The sequence below is a fragment of the Rathayibacter sp. AY1H3 genome (assembly GCF_002932015.1).
Map to the genome: position 1 here is coordinate 1 of NZ_PSUU01000046.1, position 20,017 is coordinate 20,017.

Sequence of the window (20,017 nt, forward strand, 5' to 3'; positions counted from 1 at the left end):
CTCGGTCAAGAAGAGCTTCCAGGAGAAGACCGGCGCCAAGCTGTCCTTCCTCCCGTTCTTCGCCCTCGCGGCGGCCGGGGCGGGAGCCGACGGAGCGGGAGCCGCGGCCTCGGGGGCGGCGGGCTTCTCGGCGGCCGGGGCGGGCTCGGGCTCGGCCGGGGCGGGAGCCTCGGCGTCGCTCTCGGCGTCCACCGACGGGGTCGCCTCGTCAGTGGCCTCGGTCTCGGCGGCCTGGACCTCGGGGGCCTCCTCGGCGGGAGCCTCGGGCTCGGACGCCGACGCGGCTCCGGAGCCGTCTCCGATGCGCACCAGCTCGGCGCCGACCTCGACGGTCTCGTCCTCCTGGACGAGGATCTCCTCGATCACTCCCGCGACGGGCGACGGGATCTCGGTGTCGACCTTGTCGGTCGAGACCTCGAGCAGGGGCTCGTCCACCTCGACGCGGTCCCCGACGTTCTTCAGCCAGCGGGTGACCGTTCCTTCCGTGACACTCTCTCCGAGTGCCGGGAGGCTGACGGATTCGCTCATGAGCCTGTCTCCTTAAGACGCTTGTGTTTCGATGTCCAGCTTACTGATGCGGAAGCGGCGGGTCGCCGCACCGCAGTGGTTCTACAGGGCGTGCAGCGGCTTCCCGGCCAGAGCGAGGTGCGCCTCGCCGAGCGCCTCGTTCTGAGTGGGGTGCGCGTGCACGAGGGGCGCGACGTCCTCGGGATGCGCCTCCCAGTTCACGATGAGCTGAGCCTCGCCGATCAGCTCGCCGACGCGGGCTCCGACCATGTGCACGCCGACGACCGGGCCGTCGACCAGGCGCACGACCTTCACGGAGCCGGTGGTCCCGATGATCGTGCTCCGGGCGTTGCCGCCGAGGCCGTAGTCGTACACGGCGACGCGCTCGGCGCCGTACTCGGCGATCGCGCGGGCCTCGCCGAGGCCGACGGAGGCCACTTCGGGGTCGCTGTAGGTCACCTTCGGGACGTTGACGTCCGAGACGACCTGCGGGCCCAGACCGGCGATCTCCTCCGCGACGAAGATCCCCTGCTGGAAGCTCCGGTGCGCGAGCTGGAGCCCCGGCACGATGTCGCCCACGGCGTACACGCCGGGGACGGAGGTCTGCAGGCGCTCGTCGGTCAGCACGTAGCCGCGGTCGAGGCGGACCCCGGCCTCCTCGAGGCCGATGCCCGCGGTCACCGGGCCGCGGCCGACGGCGACCAGCAGGATCTCGCCCTCCACCGTGGCGCCGCTCTCGAGCGACACGGAGACGCCGCCCTCGCTCTGCGAGACCGACGCGACGCGAGATCCCAGCTGGAAGGCGATGCCCCGCTTGCGGAAGGCGCGCTCCAGCTGCTTGCTGACGCTCTCGTCCTCGTTGGGGACGAGGTGGGGGAGGGCCTCGACGATCGTGACCTCGGCGCCGAACGAGCGCCAGACGCTCGCGAACTCGACGCCGATCACTCCGCCGCCCAGGACGACGACGCTCGCGGGCACGTGGTCGAGCTCGAGAGCCTGGTCGCTCGTCAGGATGCGGCCGCCGATCTCGATCCCGGGGAGGGTGCGGGAGGCGGACCCGGTGGCGACGACGATCGACGCGCCGTGGAGCACGTGCTCGCCGACGGTCACCGTGCCGGGCGCGGTGAGACGGCCCTCGCCCGTGACGACCGTGATGCCGCGCGAGGACACGAGGCTCTGGAGCCCCTTGTACTTGCCGGCGACGACGCCCTCGCGGTAGCGCGTGACGCCCGCCATGTCGATCCCGGTGAAGCTCGAGAGCACGCCGTACTTCTCTCCCTCGCGGGCGCCGTCCGCCAGCTCGGCGGCGTGCAGCAGGGCCTTGGTGGGCACGCATCCCCGGTGCAGGCAGGTGCCGCCGAGCTTGTCGCGCTCCACGAGCGCGACGCTCATCCCGAGCTGCGTCGCCCGGAGGGCCGCCGCGTACCCGCCGCTGCCACCTCCGAGCACGACCAGGTCGTAGCGCTCTTCCGACACCCAGTGACTCCCTCGCGACGTGCGGTCCCGCTTCCCGGCCGACCGGCTCCGGCGCTGAGCGCCGAGCGGATCGGGAGGGGGACGAGGCGGGATCTCCCGCCCCGTCGACCCTACTACGCGCTCGCGAAGCCCTCGGCCAGGGCGATCAGCGCGCGCACCGAGACCCCCGTGGCGCCGGCTCCGGTGAAGCCGTAGCCGCCGCCTCCGTTGCTCGAGGGGCCGGCGATGTCGAGGTGCGCCCACGGGATCGTGGTCGCGTCCTCGCCCTCGCCGCGCTTCCCGACGAACTCGCGGAGGAAGTGGCCGGCGAGGAGCATGCCGCCGGCGGTGTTGCCCGGCTTGACGTTCGCGATGTCGGCGACGTCCGAGTTGAGCAGCGGTCGCAGCTCCGCGGGGAGGGGCATCTGCCAGAAGGGCTCTCCCGCCGCGCGGGCGGCGTCGAGGACGCGGGAGACCAGCTCGTCGTCGCCCAGAGCGCCGACGGTCCGGTTGCCGAGGGCGACCACGGAGGCGCCGGTCAGCGTCGCGACGTCGATGATCGCATCGGGCTGCTCCTCGCTGGCGGCGACGAGGCCGTCGGCGAGCACCAGTCGGCCCTCGGCGTCGGTGTTCAGCACCTCCACCGTGGTCCCGCCGCGCACGGTCAGCACGTCGTCCGGGCGGATCGCGGTCCCGGAGGGGAGGTTCTCGGCGATGCAGAGCCAGGCGGTCGCGCGGAGCGGGAGGCCGAGCTCCGCGATGGCGCGCACGACGGCGTACACGGTCGCCGCGCCCGCCATGTCGGTCTTCATCCCGATCATCGAGGCCGGCGGCTTGAGCGAGAGTCCGCCGCTGTCGAAGGTGATGCCCTTGCCGACCAGGGCGAGGTGGGTGCTCGCGCCCTCGGGCGCGTAGGCGACCTTCACGAGGCGGGGCGGGCGGGAGGAGCCGCTGCCGACTCCGAGGATGCCGCCGAACCCCTCCTCCGCGAGGGCCTCCTCGTCCCAGACGGTGACCTCGAGGGGCAGTCCCTCTGCGCCGGTCTGCACGGCCTCGGCCAGCGTCTGCGGGTAGAGGTGCGACGGGGGAGTGTTGACGAGGTCCTTCACCGTGCCGACCGCGCGGCCGAGCACGAGCGCCCGGTCCAGGACGGCGGGGTCGGCCGACTCGCCGCCGCCCAGCAGGACGACGTGCTCGACGGGCGCCTTCGCCGCGGCGGCGGTGCTGCCGCGGAAGGCGGTGAAGGAGTAGGAGCCGAGCGCGGCGCCCTCGGCGACCGCGGCGAGCGTGCCGTCGGAGCCGGCGGGGAGGGAGAGTGCCACGGAGGCGGACCCCGCGAGCAGGCGGACGGCGGCGCCCGCGGCGTTCCGCAGCGCGGTGTCGTCGGGCTCCGCCGAGCCGAGTCCGACGAGCACGATCACTCCGGCACGGACCGAGGACGGCACGCGCACGAGCGTCTCGGCCGCGCCGGTCGCGCCGAGCGCGCTCAGCGCGGGGGCCAGCTCCTCGAAGCCCTCCGCGCCGACGAGCCGGGGACCGTCGGGTCCCGGGGCGACGCCGAGGACGAGGGCGTCGGTGTCGATGTCGGAGGCGGGAACGGTCGAGTACTCGAGAGAGGAGAGGGGCATGGCGGCAATGCTAGGCGCTGTTCGCTGAGGGCTCAGCGGACCCGGCCGGGGCGCCGGGACCCCCGTTTAGACTGGACGCATGCTGGATCCGGAAGACCTGTTCGAGATCGAGGGCGACCTCTCCGAGATCCCGCGCGGGCTGCACCTCGTCGCGGGCCTGACCGGCTCGGCCGACGCCGGGGGAGCGGTGGGGCAGCTGGGGGAGTACCTCTTCGAGACCCTCGAGCACCGCGGGGTCGCGGTCTTCGACCAGGATCAGCTGCTCGACTACCGGGCCCGCCGCCCCATCATCACGTTCGACCAGGACCACCTGACCGACTACCGTCCTGCGATGCTCCGGCTCTCGCTCGCGCACGACGAGCTGCGCCAGCCGTTCCTCCTGCTCACCGGCTTCGAGCCCGACTTCCAGTGGGAGCGGTTCACCCGCGCGGTGGTCTCCCTCCTCGAGCGGCTCGACGTCGCCTCGACCACGTGGGTCCAGGCGATCCCGATGCCCGTGCCGCACACCCGGCCCGTCGGCGTCACCGTGAGCGGCAACCGCGAGGACCTGATCGAGGCGATGTCGGTCTGGAAGCCGCACACGCAGGTGCCCTCGAACGTCCTCCACCTGCTCGAGCTGCGCCTCTACGAGCGCGGTCTGACCGTGGTCGGCTTCGCGCTGCTCATCCCCCACTACCTGTCGGACACCGAGTACCCGCAGGCGGCGGTCGCGGCGCTCGAGAGCATCTCGGCGTCGACCGGCCTCATCTTCCCGACGGACCGCCTGCGCGAGAGCGGGCGGGAGTTCCTCGGCAAGGTCGACGAGCAGGTCGGCGGCAACGACGAGCTGCAGAAGCTGGTCTCGGCCCTCGAGGCGCGGCACGACACCTACATGGAGGGGACGAGCCTCCGCTCGCCGCTCACCGACGAGGACGGCTTCGTGCCCAGCGCCGACGCGATCGCCGCCGAGCTCGAGAAGTTCCTCGCGATCCGCCGCCCGGGCGAGGAGCCCACCGCCTCCTGAGCGGCCGTAGGATCGGACGAGTGCGTGATCGTCGAGCCTGGTTCGTCTTCGGTGCCGGAGCGTTCGCCTACCTCGTCGCGGTCCTGGACCGCACGACGCTGGGCGTCGCAGGAGTGGACGCCGCGGAGCGGTTCGGGGTGGCCGCCGCCGTCCTCTCGTCGCTCGCCGTCGTCCAGCTGATCGTCTACGCCGGGATGCAGATCCCGGTCGGGATCCTCATCGACCGGTTCGGCCCGCGGACCCTGATCCTCTCGGGCACGGCCCTGATGATGGCGGGCCAGGTCGTGGTCGCGATCGCGCCGGGCATCGGCGTCGCGATCGTCGGGCGGATCCTGCTGGGAGCGGGGGACGCCGCGATCTTCACCTCCGTGATCCGCCTCACGGTCACCTGGTTCAGCGGACCGATCGTGCCGCAGCTCTCGCAGTGGATCGGCAACATCGGCCAGGTGGGCCAGATCCTCTCCGCACTCCCGTTCGCGGCGATCCTCCACACGTTCGGCTGGGAGCCCGCGTTCCTCAGCGCCGCCGGCCTCGGGGCCGTGTCCTTCCTCGGCGTGCTCCTCCTGGTCGCCGACGTTCCGCCGCGCACCGAGCCGATCACGGTGGTGCCCCCGACGCTCCGGGCGACGATCGCGCAGCTCGGAGTGAGCCTGCGCCGGCCGGGGACGCAGCTCGGCTTCTGGTCGCACTTCGTCACGCAGTCCTCCGGCACGGTGTTCACGCTGCTCTGGGGCTACCCCTTCCTCGTCTACGCGATCGGCCTGCCGCCGACCGTCGCCGCGCCGACCCTCACGATCGTCGTGATCGCGGGGATCGTCGTCGGGCCGGTGCTCGGCGTCCTGACCGCTCGCCACCCCATGCGCCGCAGCAACCTCGTGCTCGGGATCGTCTCGGCGATGGCGGTCGCCTGGACCGTCGTGCTGCTCTGGCCCGGCATCCCGCCGTACTGGCTCGTGGTGCTGCTCCTGATCGTCGTCGGAGCGGGCGGCCCCGGCTCCATGATCGGGTTCGACTTCGCCCGCACGTTCAACCCCTCGCGGAGCCTCGGCGCGGCCAACGGCGTCGTGAACGTGGGCGGGTTCCTGGCCAGCTTCACGATGATGTTCGCGATCGGCCTGATCCTCGACGCACTGGCCGGTCCCGGTGCCTCCTCCGAGCAGACCTACTCGCTCGAGCACTTCCGCCTGGCGTGGTGCGTGCAGTACGTGGTGGTCGGCGCCGGAGTCGTCGGACTCGTCGTCGCGCGCCGCCGGACCCGCCGCCGCCTGGCCGAGGACGAGGGAATAACCGTGGCCCCTCTCTGGGTTGCACTGAGTGACCGGATGCGCCGCGGCCGCGCGGGGCGCTGACGGTCGTCCCCGTCGATCCCCCCTTCTGCAGACGCGATGTCCCAGCGGAACGGCCCGGATCCCGCCGGATCGAGCCCCACTCGCACCGCACCGCACGGCTGCACTACTCAGACGTGCAATAATTGTCAATAGGACCCGTTCGGGTCGAGGAGCACCAGGCCCACGTCGGGCGTGCGACGTCCTCGACTTGACATGGGTCCTCGTAATGCCCACCGACGGACGACGCCTTCCCGCGCCGCCCGCCCCCGGGACGCAACGGATGGAGAGGTGCCGCCATGGCCACCAGAGCTACCAAGACCGCAACGCTCGACGCCGTCGACGACGACGTGACGACGACCACCAAGAAGCCCGCGGCGCGCAAGCCCGCGGCGAAGACCACGGCGGCCAAGACCACCGCGGCCAAGACGACCCGCTCGCGCGCCACGACCAAGGCCGCCGCTCCCGCCGACACCGAGGAGGAGCCGACCGACGCCGTCGAGCCCGACGAGGCGGCAGAGGAGGAGGAGACCGAGGTCGTCGCCGAGGACACCGAGACCGACGCGAAGGACGACGCGGAGACGCCGGAGGCCCCGGCCGCCGCTGCCGTCGCCGCTCCGGCCGAGCCGCTCCCGAGTGGTGCGCTCGTCCTGTCGTTCGGCGGAGAGGACGACGAGGTTCCGGTCTACTCGACCGCGATCACCGGCGCCACCGCCGACCCGGTCAAGGACTACCTGAAGCAGATCGGCAAGGTCGCGCTCCTGAACGCGGCCGAGGAGGTCGAGCTCGCGATGCGCATCGAGGCCGGCCTGTTCGCCGAGGACAAGCTCGCCAACTCGACCGACCTCAGCCCGGAGCTCGTCCGCGAGCTGCGCTGGGTCGCGAAGGACGGCCAGCGCGCGAAGAGCCACCTGCTCGGAGCGAACCTCCGGCTCGTCGTCAGCCTCGCGAAGCGCTACACCGGTCGCGGGATGCAGTTCCTCGACCTCATCCAGGAGGGCAATCTGGGCCTCATCCGTGCGGTCGAGAAGTTCGACTACACCAAGGGCTTCAAGTTCTCGACCTACGCCACGTGGTGGATCCGCCAGGCGATCACCCGCGCGATGGCCGACCAGGCCCGCACCATCCGCATCCCGGTGCACATGGTCGAGGTCATCAACAAGCTGGCCCGCGTGCAGCGCCAGATGCTCCAGGACCTGGGCCGCGAGCCCACGCCCGAGGAGCTCTCGCGCGAGCTCGACATGACCCCCGAGAAGGTCATCGAGGTGCAGAAGTACGGGCGCGAGCCGATCTCGCTGCACACGCCCCTGGGCGAGGACGGCGACAGCGAGTTCGGCGACCTCATCGAGGACACCGAGGCGGTCGTCCCGGCCGACGCCGTGGGCTTCACCATGCTGCAGAAGCAGCTGGAGTCGCTGCTCGACTCGCTCTCGGAGCGCGAGGCCGGCGTGATCCGCATGCGCTTCGGCCTCGGCGACGGCATGCCGAAGACGCTCGACCAGATCGGCGACACCTTCGGCGTGACGCGCGAGCGTATCCGTCAGATCGAGTCCAAGACGATGGCCAAGCTCCGCCACCCGTCCCGCTCGCAGTCGCTCCGCGACTACCTCGAGTAGGCCGGTGATCCGCTACGCGCCGGCGGTACTCCTCGGGAGGGCCGCCCGGTTCGCCGCGCGGGTCCGGAAGCCCGGCGGGGGATCCGCCGTGCCCGGACTCGTGGTGAACCGCGTCGCGCCCGGATTCCTGCCCGCGGTGCTCGACGGGTTCCGGGACGGCCTCGTGGTCGTCACGGGATCGGCGGGCAAGTCGACCACGACCAAGATGCTGGTCGCGGTGCTCCGCGCGCACGGGCTCCGGGTCTTCACCAACCCGTCGACGGCCAACATCGCCCAGGGGCTGACCTCCGCGCTCCTGGAGCGGGCGGACCTCCGCGGACGGATCGACGCCGACATCGCCGTCCTCGAGATGGACGAGGGTCACGGCGCGCGCCTCGCGCCCCGGATGCGCCCCCGCGTCGTCCTGCTGACGAACGTGGTGGTCGACCAGATCGACCGCTTCTTCGATCCGGCCATGGTCGCCCGGATGCTCGGCATCATCGCCTCCCGCGCGACCGGTCCCGTCGTGCTGAACGCCGACGACCGCCACGTCGCCGATGTCGCGACCTCCCTCCCCGACGAGCGGATCCGCTGGTACGGCGTCTCCTCCTGCGTCCGCGACTCCGCGTCCGGCGGTCTCGGCTACGCCGCAGAGGCGGAGGCCGGGACCGACCGTGCGACCACCGTCGTCGAGAGCACGACGGGAGCGGCCGCGCGCATCATCAGCGACGGCGACCCGCTCGAGGTCCGGCTCCCCGCACGGGGCGTCCACTACGCGGTGGACGCCGCGGCGGCCGTCTCCACGGCCCGCGCCGTGCTCGCTGAGCGCTTCGACCCGGCCCTCGCCGCCTCCGCGCTCTCGAGCATCGACCCCGTCTTCGGGCGGGGCGAGATCGTCACCGTGCGCGGCCACGAGGTCGAGTTCGTCCTGGTCCAGAACCCGGCGAGCTACCGCCTGAACATCGCGGAGATCCCCGAGGGGACCGAGCAGATCATGCTCGCGATCGGCTCCGACGTCCGAGACCCCTCCTACTTCTGGCCCGTGGACACCTCCGTGCTCGGGCACGTCAGAGTCGTCTCGGGGTCGAAGGCGCACGAGGCGGCGCTGCACCTGCGCTACGACGGCGTCCGCGTCGATTCCGTCGACGAGGACCTGGGCCGCGCGCTCGACGCGTTCCTCGCTCTGCCGACCCCCGCCTCCGGCCGGAAGACCATCGTCTTCTCGGCCGATTCGATGCGCCGCACCCGTGCGCACCTGCAGCTCGTCACCAACCGCGAGGAGACCGCGTGACCACCCTCCGCATCGCCGTGCTCGCTCCCGACGTCCTGGACAGCAACGGCGACGCGGCGAACGCCCGGGTCCTCGCGGCTCGGGCGCGCTGGTCGGGCGTCGAGGCGGAGGTGGTGCCGCTGGCGGCCGCCTCCGACGCCGAGGTCCGTCCGGACGTCGTGGTCGCCGGGACGGGAGCGGACGAGGACCTCCCGGGCGTCCTGGCACTCCTCCACGAGATCGCGCCGACGCTGCGGGCCTGGGTCGACCAGGGCACTCAGGTGGTCGCGGTCGGAGCCGGCTGGGAGATGCTGGCCGGTTCGATCAGCACGGCCGCGGGCGGCGCCCGGGGGATCGGGCTGTTCCCCGGAGACTCGGTCACGGGCGAGCGCGCGACCGACGACCTCCTCGTCGAGACGCCGGGCGGCGTCCTCGTCGGATTCGAGAACCACGAGCGCCGGATGACGGGGATCGCGCCCGAGAACGCGCTCGGCCGAGTGCTGCACGGCACCGGCGACGGCGCCGGCCACGAGGGCTACGCGGAGGGAGGCCTTCTGGGCACGCACCTGCACGGCCCCGTCCTCGCGAAGAACCCCTCGCTCGCGGACGCGATCCTGCGGCGCGCCCTCGGCGACGCCTACTCCCCGTCGGACGAGCGTCTCCGCCTGGTCGATGAAACGGCACGAGCCGCTCGCGATGTGATCGCGAAGCGGCTCGGTGTCGGTCGGTAGGGCGCTGACGCGCCGTCCGGGCTGATCGGGGACGCGCTAGGGGCGCTGCTCCTCGAAGAGTCGGGCGGACTCGTCGTGCCAGCTCTGGGCGATGCTGGAGAGCTTCTCCTGGTACTTCTTCCCGTGGTGCGCGCAGAACAGCAGTTCTCCGTTGTTCACGACCACTCGGATGTACGCCTGGGCACCGCAGCTGTCGCAGCGGTCGGCGGCGGAGAGCTGGTGGGCACCGGCGAGCTCGTCCACGCCGTTCTGGGTTGCTGTGGTCGACATGACTTGGCCTCCTGCACTCGTTCTTCGATCTCTGCTTAGTGGAACCCATCCAAGCACGCGATTGTTTCCGCACGGAGTCGATCGGTCGGCATTTCGCTCTGCGCGTAGGGGCCCCGCGCCGAGCGGCCATCGTGCTGTCGTCGGGTGCCGCGCCACCGCGGCCGGAGCGGTTCCCGAAAGTAGACTGGGCGGATGGCCTCCACCGACTACAACGCCCGCCACCTCTCCGTCCTCGAGGGTCTCGAGGCGGTCCGGAAGCGGCCCGGCATGTACATCGGATCGACCGACTCGCGCGGCCTCATGCACTGCCTCTGGGAGGTCATCGACAACTCCGTCGACGAGGCGCTGGCCGGGCACGGGACCGAGATCAGCGTGCTCCTGCACGCCGACGGCAGCGTCGAGGTGCGCGACCGCGCGCGCGGGATCCCGGTCGACATCGAGCCGAAGACGGGGCTCTCCGGAGTCGAGGTCGTGTTCACGAAGCTGCACGCGGGCGGCAAGTTCGGCTCCGGGTCCTACGCGGCGTCCGGCGGTCTGCACGGCGTCGGCGCCTCCGTGGTCAACGCGCTCTCGGAGCGCCTCGACGTCGAGGTCGACCGCAACGGCCGCACCTACCGGATGTCGTTCCACCGGGGGGAGCCCGGGCGCTTCGCCGACGCGGGCGAGCCCACCCCCGACGCTCCGTTCACGCCGTTCGAGAACGGGTCGGAGCTGACGGTCGTCGGGAAGGTCGCCAAGGGCGTCACCGGTACGCGCGTGCGCTACTGGGCCGACCGCCAGATCTTCACGAAGGGCGCCTCGTTCCAGACGGACGACCTGGTGACGCGCGCCCGGCAGACCGCGTTCCTCGTCCCCGGCCTGACGATCGACATCGTCGACGACCGGGCGGACGAGCGCCGCGCCGAGATGTTCCGCTACGACGGCGGCATCTCGGAGTTCGTCGAGTTCCTCGCCCCCGACGCCCCCGTGACCGAGGTGCTGCGCCTCACCGGCTCCGGCACCTTCACCGAGACCGTGCCGGTGCTGACCCCCGGCGGCGCCATGGTGCCCACCGAGGTGGAGCGCACCTGCGAGGTCGACATCGCCCTGCGCTGGGGCACCGGCTACGAGACGGTGATGCGCAGCTTCGTGAACATCATCTCGACGCCCAAAGGCGGGACGCACCAGACCGGCTTCGAGCAGGGCCTGCTGAAGCTGCTCCGCTCCCAGGTGGAGGCGAACGCCCGCCGCCTCAAGGTCGGCTCGGACAAGCTCGAGAAGGACGACGTCCTCGCCGGGCTCAGCGCCGTGCTGACCGTGCGGCTCCCTGAGCCGCAGTTCGAAGGCCAGACGAAGGAGGTGCTGGGCACGCCCGCCGTCCGCGCGATCGTCGCCTCCACCATCGCCTCGACGCTGGGCGCGGTGTTCTCCTCGACGCGCCGCGAGGACAAGGCGCAGACCTCCCAGCTCCTCGAGAAGGTCGTCGCCGAGATGAAGTCGCGGATCTCGGCCCGCGCGCACAAGGAGACGCAGCGCCGCAAGAACGCGCTGGAGTCCTCCTCCCTTCCGGCGAAGCTGGTCGACTGCCGCAGCAGCGACGTCGAGAACAGCGAGCTCTTCATCGTCGAGGGCGACTCCGCCCTCGGCACCGCCAAGCTCGCCCGCAACAGCGAGTACCAGGCCCTGCTGCCGATCCGGGGGAAGATCCTCAACACGCAGAAGGCGAGCATCGCCGACATGCTCTCGAACGCCGAGTGCGCCTCGATGATCCAGGTGATCGGAGCCGGCTCCGGCCGCTCCTTCGACCTCTCGGCCGCCCGCTACGGGAAGATCATCCTGATGAGCGACGCCGACGTCGACGGCGCCCACATCCGCACCCTGCTGCTCACGCTCTTCTTCCGCTACATGCGGCCGCTCGTCGAGGCGGGGCGCGTCTTCGCCGCCGTGCCTCCGCTGCACCGGCTCGTGGTGATGAACGCGGGGAAGAAGCCGAACGAGACGATCTACACCTACTCCGAGAAGGAGCTGCAGAGCGTGCTCGCGGCCCTCGGCAAGGCGGGCCGCCGCTACCAGGACCCGATCCAGCGCTACAAGGGGCTCGGCGAGATGGACGCGGACCAGCTGGCCACGACGACCATGGACCGCTCCCGCCGCACCCTCCGCCGGGTGCGGGTAGCGGACGCCGAGAACGCCGGCCGGGTGTTCGAGCTGCTGATGGGCAACGACGTGGCGCCCCGCAAGGAGTTCATCGTCCGCGGGTCCGAGTCGCTGTCGCGGGACCGCATCGACGTCTGAGCCGCGGGGCTCAGAACACCTCGGGCGCCGCTCCGATCGTCGCGATCGGCGCCGCGAGCGCCACGCCGGAGCCGTCGCGCTTCATCCCGGAGTCGGGCAGCGCGGCGACCGAGCCGTCGGCCTCGAGCGCGTGCGCGGGACCGGGGCCGACCCACGCCACTCCGAGGGCGGTTTCACCCTTGAGGAAGCGCTGCGCACGGACTCCGCCGGTGGCCCTGCCCTTGGCGGGGAACTCCGAGAACGGCGAGACCTTCGCACTACCGGTGTCGGTCCCCGAGAGGGCCCAGCTGTCGACGGCGACCGTCGCGACGACGGCCTCGTCCCGGTCCTCGGCGGCGACGACGGCGAAGTGCACGACGTCGTCGGTCTCGGCCAGCTTGACCCCGGCCATCCCCGCGGCGGTCCGGCCCTGAGGGCGGACGGCGGACGCGGGGAAGCGCAGCAGCTGGGCCTCGCCGGTGACGAAGACCAGCTCGTCCTCCTCACCCGACGCGGCCGCGCCCACGACGGCGTCCTTCGGCTTCAGGGCGATGAGCTCGATGTCCGGGCGGTTGGGCAGCTCGCCCGGCGCGACGCGCTTGACGACGCCCTGCTGGGTGCCGAGCGCGATCGGCCGCTCGTCGTCGAGGGCGACGAGCGCGAGCACCCGCTCGTCCTTCGCCAGGTGCGGGAGGTAGTCGCTCATGCGCACGCCCGCGCCCAGCTGCACCGAGGAGGAGGGGACGGCGGGCACGTCGACCGGCGAGAAGCGGAGGAGCCGACCGGCGCTGGTGACCGCGCCGATCTCCGTCCGGCTGGTCGTGTCGAGCACGCTGAGGACGGCGTCGTGCTTCGAGCGGCGCGTGGCGCGCTCGGGGTGGGGAGCGGCCTCGGGGTCGCGGTCGACCCGCACCATGCGGCCGGTGGTGCTCAGCAGCACCCGGCAGGGCACGTCCGCGATCTCGAGCACCGCGGCGGCCTTCCGCCCGGTGGTGGCGACGGAGGGACGCGCCTCGGTGAGCAGGGTGCGCCGCGGGGTCCCGAGGCGCTGGGCGACCTCGTCGAGCTCGTCCGAGACCAGCTCGTCGATCCGTGAGCGGCTGGCGAGGAGGGCCTCGAGCTCGGCGATCTCGGCGAGGAGGGTGTCGCGCTCGGTCTCGAGCTCGATGCGCGAGAACTTCGTGAGGCGGCGGAGCTGGAGCTCGAGGATGTAGTCGGCCTGCAGGGTGCTGAGGTCGAAGACCTCGATCAGCCGGGCCCGCGCCGCCGCGGTGTCGTCGCTCCCGCGGATCAGCTGGATGACCTCGTCGATGTCGAGGATCGCGATGAGCAGGCCCTCGACCAGGTGCAGCCGCTCCTGGCGCTTGCGCAGTCGGTAGCGGGTCCGCCGGGTGACGACCTGCACCCGGTGGCCGATGTAGACCTGCAGCAGCTCCTTCAGGCCGAGGGTGCGCGGGCCGCCGTCGACCAGCGCGACGTTGTTGATCGAGAACGCGTCCTCGAGGGGCGTGTAGCGGTAGAGCTGCTCGAGGACGGCCTCCGGGCTGAAGCCGGTCTTGATCCCGATGACGAGCCGGAGGCCGTTGTCCCGGTCCGTCAGGTCGGTGACGTCCGAGATGCCGCTGAGCTTCTTGTTCTGGACGCCGTCCTTGATCTTGTCGATGACCTTCTCGGCGCCGACGAGGTAGGGCAGCTCGGTGACGATCAGGCCGGACTTGCGCGCGGTGATGCTCTCGACCGAGACGCGCGCGCGGGTCTTGAAGCCGCCCCGGCCGGTCGCGTAGGCGTCGCGCACGCCGGCGAGGCCGACGATCGTGCCACCGCTCGGGAAGTCCGGTCCGGGGACGAACGACATCAGGTCGTCCAGGGACGCGTCGGGATGGGCGATCAGGTGCCGGGCCGCCCCGATCACCTCCACGAGGTTGTGGGGCGCCATGTTCGTCGCCATGCCGACGGCGATGCCGCTGGCCCCGTTGACCAGCAGGTTCGGGAACGCGGAGGGGAGGACCTCGGGCTGGTCGTGCGAGTTGTCGTAGTTCGGGACGAAGTCGACGACGTCCTCGCCGAGGTGCTCGGTCATGGCCGTGGCGGCCGGGGCGAGGCGGGCCTCGGTGTAGCGGGCCGCGGCCGGGCCGTCGTCGAGGGAGCCGAAGTTGCCGTGCCCGTCGACGAGGGCGACCCTCATCGTGAACGGCTGGGCGAGGCGGACGAGGGAGTCGTAGATCGAGGCGTCGCCGTGCGGGTGCAGCTTGCCCATCACCTCGCCGACCACGCGGGCCGACTTCACGTGGCCGTGATCGGGCCGCAGCCCCATCTCGCTCATCATGTAGAGGATCCGGCGCTGCACCGGCTTGAGGCCGTCGCGGGCGTCGGGCAGGGCCCGCGAGTAGATGACCGAGTACGCGTACTCGAGGAAGGACCCCTCCATCTCGGCCGAGACGTCGACGTCCTCGATGCGCTCGGTGAGCGAGGATCCGGAGGAGGGGGCTGCAGCGTTCATGACTCGATTCGGTGGCGGGCGCGGGGCGGCGGCGGGGGACTGCACCGCCCTGCGGCGCTCGACGGGACGGGCGGAGCGGAGACGGCGCCCCGCGGACGGGACCGGCCCTCCCGTTCACGCGGACGCTCCGCCGCACCGGCCCGGCGGGGACGGCGGCGCTGTGCGAAACTGGGCGCGATGACCCACATGCTACCGCCAGCCCCCGACGGGCGGCGGAGCCTCGCCGACGTCCTGCCGGGCGCCCTCGACGCGCTCCTGGGCCGCCCCGGCCTCTTCGGCTCGCCCCGCGTCGAGCGGATCGTGGTCGTCCTCGTCGACGGCCTGGGTGCCGCGAACCTCCGCCAGCGCGGGGGCCACTCGCGCACGCTCGCTCCGGCCCTCAACCGCGGCACCACGCTCGTCTCGGGCTTCCCGACGACCACCGCGGCGGCCCTGGCGAGCCTGACGACGGGCCTGCGCCCGGGCGGGCACGGGATGGTCGGCTACCGCGTGCTCGACCGCGCCTCCGACCGCCTGGTCAACCAGCTCTCCGGCTGGGACGAGGGCATGGTGCCCGAGACGTGGCAGCCCCACCCCACGGTCTTCGAGCAGGCCTCGGCCGCCGGTGTCCGGGCCGGAGTGATCGGCCCCGCGCGGTACGCCCGCTCCGGTCTCACGCGGGCGATCCTGCGCGGCGCCGAGTACCACTCCGCCGGCGGCGTCGCCGAGCGCTTCACGGCGGCGCGCGCCCTGCTCGACGAGGGCGGCCGGCAGCTCGTGTACCTCTACGTCCCCGAGCTCGACCAGGCGGCGCACGCGCGCGGCTGGGAGTCGCCGGAGTGGACGGCAGCGCTCGAGCTCCTGGACGGGGAGGTCGGCGGAGCGGTCCGCGGGCTCTCCGCCCGCGAGAGCGTGCTGGTCACCGCCGACCACGGCATCGTGGACGTCCCGGCGTCCTCGCACGTGCTCGTCGAGCGGGGACCGCTGCTCGAGGGCGTCCGGCACCTCGGCGGAGAGCCCCGCTGCCTGCAGCTGCACCTCGAGCCGGGTGTGGACCCCGACGAGGTGGCGCGGCGCTGGACCGCGGCGGAGGGCGCACGCGCCTGGATCGCGACGCACGACGAGGTCGCCGCGAGCGGCTGGTTCGGCGAGGTCTCTCCGGCGGCGGCCGAGCGGATGGGCGACGTGTTCGTCGCGGCGCGGAGGACCATCGCCTACTACGCGGCGGACGACTCCTCCGGCCGCTCCATGATCGGGCAGCACGGGTCGCTCACGCCGGAGGAGACGCAGGTGCCGCTCCTCCGCTTCGGCGCGCTGGCCTGAGCCGGGCCGAGGGGACGGGGGGGCACCGTCCACCCCGGCGGAGCCGCGCCGGCGGAGGGTCAGTCGTCGCTACGCGCTCCGAAGACGATCTCGTCCCAGCTCGGCATCGACGCCCGCCCCCTGCGGAGGCTCCCGCGCACGCCCGACGGCTGCTCGGGGACCGGGGGAGCGGTGCGCGGCGGCTCCGGTGCCTTCTCGACGGGAGGAGCGGCCTCGGCCTCGGGCTCCGGCTCCTCGCGGACGCGGAGACTCGAGGCGTGATCGCGCTCGCCCCGGCGGCGCCGCAGGGCGTCGAGCAGGTCGGCGGTGTCGTTGAGGTTGCGCTCGCGCTGCTCCGTCGTGCTCGTGACGGGGCGGGGGAGCGTCGAGATCGGGCGCGGGGTCTCGGAGAGGGCCGGCTGCGGCTCCGTGTCGGAGGGGCGGACGGCGGCCGGCCGCGCGTGCGGCATCGCGGCGGGGCGGCCGGCGGTGGGGTGGTCGGCCCGGGCGGAGCGGCTCGGCGCCTCCGCGGACTCCGTGTCGAAGCGCGTGGCGAGCTCGTCGACGGCTGCAGGGATGACGGCGCGCAGGCGCGGGATGAGGGTCGGCCGGATCTCGCCCTGTTGCGAGAGCGTGATCGCCTCGGAGGTCAGCGGCGACAGCAGCGCCTTCCGCGGGTCGAAGCGCCAGCGGGCGTCGTGGTCGATCTCGTCCGAGCGGAAGAGGAGCTTGACGACCCAGCCCTCCTCCTCCTTCCAGCTCGACCACTGCTCGCCCTCGGCGCCGAGCGACGCGAGGCGGTCGCGGATGACGTCGCCGAAGGGCGTGCCCTCCTCGAGGGGATCGGGGTCGGTGGTCGTGTAGACGCGCACGGCGAGGGCGGACGCGACGATGTGCTCGCGCTCGGCCGTGACGGGTCCCTCGAAGCGCTGGACGTAGCCCAGGTCGGCGCCCGTGAGCTCGGCGACCTCCTCGGCGGAGAGCCCGGAGCGGATGTGGGCCTGGATCTCACGGGGGGAGACGCGCTTCTCGCGCGGCGGGAGGGTGTGGACCCGGGGCCGCAGCTGGCTCTGCAGCGTCTCGTCGATGCGGACCGAGAAGCGCTCGCCGCCCTCGGACACGAGGACGAGCGATCCGCCCTCGACGCCGATCACCTTCAGTTCCATCATCGTGGGGACCCTCCTTCTGGACGCGGACCGGGCAAGGATGCCACGCGCCCGGGCGATCGGCCGGGAATACCCCGGGCGGGTCGAAAGTTGGTGCGGAAGGAGGCGGGGCGAGCGGGTGTCAAGAGCCGTTCGAGGTGGTTTGCGAATCGATGCGTCGTGATGCACACTGACCCCGCCGATTTGTTGAACAGCAGAAATAAGAAGTGGATGGGAATGGCTACGGACTACGACGCCCCCCGCAAGACCGATGACGACTCCGAGTCGATCGAGGCCCTGAAGGAGCGAGTCCCCGACAAGATGTCCGGAGTCGTCGACGTCGATGACGCCGACAACCCGGGCGGATTCGAACTGCCCGGTGCCGATCTGTCCGACCTCGATCTGGACGTCGTGGTCCTTCCGCCCCAGGCGGACGAGTTCACGTGCGTGAGCTGCTTCCTCGTGAAGCACCGCTCGCAGATCGACCACGAGGAGAAGCTCGGACCGATCTGCCTGGAGTGCGCCGCTTAAGCGCCTCCCGGCTCCGAAGGACGACCGCTCCGTCGCCGTGATCCCCGGATCGCGGCGACGATGTCGTCCGGGCGGCGAGTGGAGACCAGCCAGTACGGCGTCGGGTCGGCCGGATCCTCGATCGGGACCCGCACCACCTCCTTCACCCAGCCGCGGATGACCAGGTACGCCCGCGCGTCCAGGCGCGTACCGCGCTCGGCGAACGCCTGGTCCCCCGAGTGGGAGGACGGCTCGCCCACGAGGTCCAGCGGGATGTGCGCGCGGCCGGCGCGCAGCTCCCCCTCCGCCACCTCGATCACGGGGGAGAGCGCCAGCAGCGACAGCACGCAGCCCGCGTACAGAACGACCGCGACGATCACCCCCACCGCGAAGTCGATGGGCGCGAACACCAGGATGCTGGCGGGGATCACGAGGGCGGTGGCGACGAAGAGCCAGGGCGCGGGCCACAGCCTCTCTCGGTAGGACGGCATGACCCTATTGGATCAGACGTTTGGTCTACCCTCGTCACGTGCCTGCAACCGTCGACGTCCCGATCACCGCGGACCGGCTCCCCTCCTACGCCCGTCCGGGCGACGCGGGAGCCGATCTCCACTCGACGGAGGACGTGGTGCTCGCCCCCGGTGAGCGCGCCTCCGTCGGCACAGGGGTGGCCGTCGCCCTCCCGGAGGGCCACGCCGGCTTCGTCGTCCCCCGCAGCGGGCTGGCCTTCAGGCACGGCATCACCGTCGTCAACGCCCCCGGAACGATCGACGCGGGCTACCGCGGCGAGATCCGGGTGGCGCTGCTGAACACCGACAGCCGCGAGACGTACCGCGTCTCGGCGGGGGACCGGATCGCGCAGCTCGTGATCGTCCCCGTCGTCCAGGCGAGATTCACGGCCGTCGACGAGCTTCCCGAGTCGGTCCGCGGCACGGGCGGCTTCGGATCCACCGGGTACGCCGCCGGCGCCCAGGAGACCAGAATCCACGAGGAGAGCGCATGAGCGACATCCAGCCCACGGCCGGCGAGGCCGCCGAGCCCGTCCAGCAGGACTTCGAGAAGTCGGCACCGGAGGACCGCGCGGAGGCCGGGCCCCTGGACGAGCGCGAGGCCAACCCGGTCCGCCCCTACATCGACCTCGGCGGGGTGAAGGTGCTTCCCCGCGAGGGCATGCACATCCGCCTCGAGGTCGAGGAGGGGACCAAGCGCGTCATCGCCGTCGGCCTCGACTACGCCGGGTCGACGCTGCAGGTGCAGCCCTTCTCCGCGCCGCGCTCCTCGGGCCTCTGGCACGAGATCCGCGGCCAGATCGCCGAGCAGATCGGCCGTCAAGGCGGATCGACGACGGAGCGCGACGGCGTCTTCGGTCCGGAGCTCGTCGCCGAGCTCCCGATCGCCGGCGGCCAGACCCGCGTCGCCCGGTTCGTCGGCGTCGACGGTCCGCGCTGGTTCCTCCGCGGCGTGATCGCCGGAGCCGGAGCCGTCGACGAGCAGGCGGCCGCCTCGGTCGAGGAGCTCTTCCGCAGCATCGTCGTGGTCCGCGGCAGCGGCCCGATGCCTCCGCGCGACCTGATCCCGCTGAAGGTGCCGACCGGCAGCCAGACCCAGCAGAGCGCGAGCTGACCGGCATGGAGCCGGTGCGGCCCGAGGACCCGGCCCGATCGGAGGAGCCGGTCCGGCCCGAGGTCGGCGACGCGATCGCGCAGGCCGCCCGCCGCTCGGGACTCGGCGCGGTCGCCGACGGCGAGCCGTTCGACGGGAAGGCGCTGCTGCGCACCATGGGCGGCGTCCGGGGGATCCTCGAGGCCGTCGTGCCCGGCATAGCCTTCGTCCTGCTCTACACGGTCACCTCGGAGCTCGTGCTCTCGCTGGTCGCTTCCGTCGGGCTCGCCGTGGCGTTCACGGTGGCGCGGGTGCTCGGCCGGACGCCGGTGATCCAGGCCGTCGGCGGACTGCTCGCCGTGGTGGTCTCGGCCGCACTGGCGCTGTTCACCGGGCGGGGCGTCGACAACTTCGCCCTGGGGCTGCTCACCAACCTCGTCTACGGGCTCGTCTTCCTCCTCTCCGTCCTCGTGCGCTGGCCCCTGATCGGCGTCGCCGCCGGCTTCCTGATGGGGGACGGCACCGCCTGGCGATCCGATCGGCGCAAGCGCCGCCTCTTCGGCGCCCTGACCCTCGCGTGGGCGGGGCTCTTCCTCCTGCGCCTGGCCGTGCAGTACCCGCTGTTCCTCGCCGAGGACACCACGGCGCTGGGCATCTGGAAGCTGGCGCTGGGCCTGCCCCTGTACGCGCCGCTGCTGGTGCTCACCGTGCTCGCCGTCCGGGCCGAGTACCGCGGAGCCGACGAGCGCGCCGATGCGGGCGATGCTCCGGATCGTGCATAGAATTGTCTCGACGTCGAGATAAATAGCGCTCGCCTCCCCGCGCCGTCGCGGCGAGGTCGTCCGGGCGCCTCGGCGTCGAGGAGTTAGGTCCTCCTTGGTGGCAGGCCGCTGTGCGCGGTCGTCAAGATGAGGACGGAGAGCGGCTCCGCCCGTCGGCGGA

General features: G+C 72.4%; 18 protein-coding genes. 11 read left to right on the top strand and 7 right to left on the bottom strand.

Features of this window, described 5'->3' with window-relative positions:
- The 3 genes from C5C33_RS15180 to C5C33_RS15190 all read right to left on the bottom strand — a co-directional run.
- Positions 1-528 (bottom strand): biotin/lipoyl-containing protein (locus C5C33_RS15180; RefSeq protein WP_308471181.1); only part of this gene is annotated, 528 nt, incomplete at its 3' end.
- 81 nt (positions 529-609) lie between these two features.
- Positions 610-1,983: a dihydrolipoyl dehydrogenase gene (gene lpdA / locus C5C33_RS15185; RefSeq protein ID WP_104222126.1), complete on the bottom strand. Its 1,374-nt coding sequence runs from the start codon at positions 1,981-1,983 to the stop codon at positions 610-612.
- Between the two features lie 113 nt (positions 1,984-2,096).
- Positions 2,097-3,590 carry a leucyl aminopeptidase gene (locus C5C33_RS15190; protein WP_104248027.1) on the bottom strand — a complete coding sequence of 498 codons (1,494 nt, stop codon included), beginning with the start codon at positions 3,588-3,590 and terminating at the stop codon, positions 2,097-2,099.
- 79 nt (positions 3,591-3,669) lie between these two features.
- On the opposite strand from C5C33_RS15190, the gene C5C33_RS15195 reads away from it, so the two are divergent.
- The 5 genes from C5C33_RS15195 to C5C33_RS15215 all read left to right on the top strand — a co-directional run bounded on the left by C5C33_RS15195 (position 3,670) and on the right by C5C33_RS15215 (position 9,514).
- Positions 3,670-4,593, top strand: coding sequence for a proteasome assembly chaperone family protein (locus C5C33_RS15195; protein ID WP_104261521.1), 924 nt, complete (start codon positions 3,670-3,672; stop codon positions 4,591-4,593).
- Between the two features lie 20 nt (positions 4,594-4,613).
- Positions 4,614-5,942: a nitrate/nitrite transporter gene (locus C5C33_RS15200; protein WP_104261522.1), complete on the top strand. Its 1,329-nt coding sequence runs from the start codon at positions 4,614-4,616 to the stop codon at positions 5,940-5,942.
- Between the two features lie 275 nt (positions 5,943-6,217).
- Positions 6,218-7,534 carry an RNA polymerase sigma factor gene (locus C5C33_RS15205; RefSeq protein ID WP_104261523.1) on the top strand — a complete coding sequence of 439 codons (1,317 nt, stop codon included), beginning with the start codon at positions 6,218-6,220 and terminating at the stop codon, positions 7,532-7,534.
- 88 nt (positions 7,535-7,622) lie between these two features.
- Positions 7,623-8,804, top strand: a complete 1,182-nt coding sequence (locus C5C33_RS15210) for a Mur ligase family protein (protein WP_146085799.1) — start codon at positions 7,623-7,625, stop codon at positions 8,802-8,804.
- Positions 8,801-9,514: a type 1 glutamine amidotransferase gene (locus C5C33_RS15215; RefSeq protein ID WP_146085800.1), complete on the top strand. Its 714-nt coding sequence runs from the start codon at positions 8,801-8,803 to the stop codon at positions 9,512-9,514. Before C5C33_RS15210 ends, C5C33_RS15215 begins: the two co-directional genes overlap by 4 nt.
- A 36-nt stretch (positions 9,515-9,550) precedes the next feature.
- Here the strand turns inward: C5C33_RS15215 and C5C33_RS15220 are convergent, their stop codons facing one another.
- Positions 9,551-9,784: a hypothetical protein gene (locus tag C5C33_RS15220; protein ID WP_068212876.1), complete on the bottom strand. Its 234-nt coding sequence runs from the start codon at positions 9,782-9,784 to the stop codon at positions 9,551-9,553.
- Positions 9,785-9,976: 192 nt separating this feature from the next.
- Here C5C33_RS15220 and C5C33_RS15225 point away from each other — a divergent pair, with 192 nt between their 5' ends.
- Entirely contained in the window at positions 9,977-12,058 is a 2,082-nt protein-coding gene (locus C5C33_RS15225) for a type IIA DNA topoisomerase subunit B (protein WP_104225230.1), read from the top strand.
- A 10-nt stretch (positions 12,059-12,068) separates the two neighbouring features.
- Here C5C33_RS15225 and C5C33_RS15230 read toward each other — a convergent pair whose 3' ends face one another.
- Entirely contained in the window at positions 12,069-14,537 is a 2,469-nt protein-coding gene (locus C5C33_RS15230) for a DNA topoisomerase (ATP-hydrolyzing) subunit A (RefSeq protein ID WP_104261526.1), read from the bottom strand.
- Positions 14,538-14,714: 177 nt separating this feature from the next.
- Between C5C33_RS15230 and C5C33_RS15235 the strand changes: the two genes are divergently transcribed.
- Positions 14,715-15,839, top strand: coding sequence for an alkaline phosphatase family protein (locus C5C33_RS15235; RefSeq protein WP_258069268.1), 1,125 nt, complete (start codon positions 14,715-14,717; stop codon positions 15,837-15,839).
- A gap of 59 nt (positions 15,840-15,898) precedes the next feature.
- On the opposite strand, the gene sepH is transcribed toward C5C33_RS15235, so the two are convergent.
- Positions 15,899-16,987 carry a septation protein SepH gene (gene sepH, locus C5C33_RS15240; protein WP_104232567.1) on the bottom strand — a complete coding sequence of 363 codons (1,089 nt, stop codon included), beginning with the start codon at positions 16,985-16,987 and terminating at the stop codon, positions 15,899-15,901.
- A 213-nt stretch (positions 16,988-17,200) separates the two neighbouring features.
- Between sepH and C5C33_RS15245 the strand changes: the two genes are divergently transcribed.
- The gene (locus C5C33_RS15245; protein ID WP_055792269.1) at positions 17,201-17,494 is read left to right on the top strand and encodes a DUF4193 domain-containing protein; all 294 of its coding nucleotides are present in this window, start codon (positions 17,201-17,203) and stop codon (positions 17,492-17,494) included.
- On the opposite strand, the gene C5C33_RS15250 is transcribed toward C5C33_RS15245, so the two are convergent.
- Positions 17,491-17,964, bottom strand: coding sequence for a DUF3093 domain-containing protein (locus C5C33_RS15250; protein WP_104261528.1), 474 nt, complete (start codon positions 17,962-17,964; stop codon positions 17,491-17,493). The two genes, C5C33_RS15245 and C5C33_RS15250, sit on opposite strands and share 4 nt — an antisense overlap.
- A 38-nt stretch (positions 17,965-18,002) precedes the next feature.
- Between C5C33_RS15250 and dut the strand changes: the two genes are divergently transcribed.
- From dut to C5C33_RS15265, 3 genes are read left to right on the top strand one after another with little or no spacing between them, the layout of a single operon-like run.
- Complete coding sequence (gene dut / locus C5C33_RS15255) at positions 18,003-18,476, top strand: dUTP diphosphatase (protein WP_104222105.1); 474 nt, start codon at positions 18,003-18,005, stop codon at positions 18,474-18,476.
- Complete coding sequence (locus C5C33_RS15260; protein ID WP_104248032.1) at positions 18,473-19,096, top strand: DUF3710 domain-containing protein; 624 nt, start codon at positions 18,473-18,475, stop codon at positions 19,094-19,096. Before dut ends, C5C33_RS15260 begins: the two co-directional genes overlap by 4 nt.
- Positions 19,097-19,101: 5 nt before the next feature.
- Positions 19,102-19,857 carry a DUF3159 domain-containing protein gene (locus C5C33_RS15265; RefSeq protein WP_104225233.1) on the top strand — a complete coding sequence of 252 codons (756 nt, stop codon included), beginning with the start codon at positions 19,102-19,104 and terminating at the stop codon, positions 19,855-19,857.
- The last annotated feature ends 160 nt before the right edge of the window (positions 19,858-20,017 follow it).

Coding starts and splice junctions, on each gene's coding strand:
- C5C33_RS15250 (WP_104261528.1), bottom strand. CDS start 17,964: ATGCCGTCCTACCGAGAGAGGCTGTGGCCCGCGCCCTGGCTCTTCGTC.
- C5C33_RS15190 (WP_104248027.1), bottom strand. CDS start 3,590: ATGCCCCTCTCCTCTCTCGAGTACTCGACCGTTCCCGCCTCCGACATC.
- C5C33_RS15235 (WP_258069268.1), top strand. CDS start 14,715: ATGACCCACATGCTACCGCCAGCCCCCGACGGGCGGCGGAGCCTCGCC.
- C5C33_RS15225 (WP_104225230.1), top strand. CDS start 9,977: ATGGCCTCCACCGACTACAACGCCCGCCACCTCTCCGTCCTCGAGGGT.
- C5C33_RS15245 (WP_055792269.1), top strand. CDS start 17,201: ATGGCTACGGACTACGACGCCCCCCGCAAGACCGATGACGACTCCGAG.
- C5C33_RS15230 (WP_104261526.1), bottom strand. CDS start 14,537: ATGAACGCTGCAGCCCCCTCCTCCGGATCCTCGCTCACCGAGCGCATC.
- C5C33_RS15265 (WP_104225233.1), top strand. CDS start 19,102: ATGGAGCCGGTGCGGCCCGAGGACCCGGCCCGATCGGAGGAGCCGGTC.
- C5C33_RS15260 (WP_104248032.1), top strand. CDS start 18,473: ATGAGCGACATCCAGCCCACGGCCGGCGAGGCCGCCGAGCCCGTCCAG.
- C5C33_RS15195 (WP_104261521.1), top strand. CDS start 3,670: ATGCTGGATCCGGAAGACCTGTTCGAGATCGAGGGCGACCTCTCCGAG.
- C5C33_RS15220 (WP_068212876.1), bottom strand. CDS start 9,784: ATGTCGACCACAGCAACCCAGAACGGCGTGGACGAGCTCGCCGGTGCC.
- C5C33_RS15205 (WP_104261523.1), top strand. CDS start 6,218: ATGGCCACCAGAGCTACCAAGACCGCAACGCTCGACGCCGTCGACGAC.
- sepH (WP_104232567.1), bottom strand. CDS start 16,987: ATGATGGAACTGAAGGTGATCGGCGTCGAGGGCGGATCGCTCGTCCTC.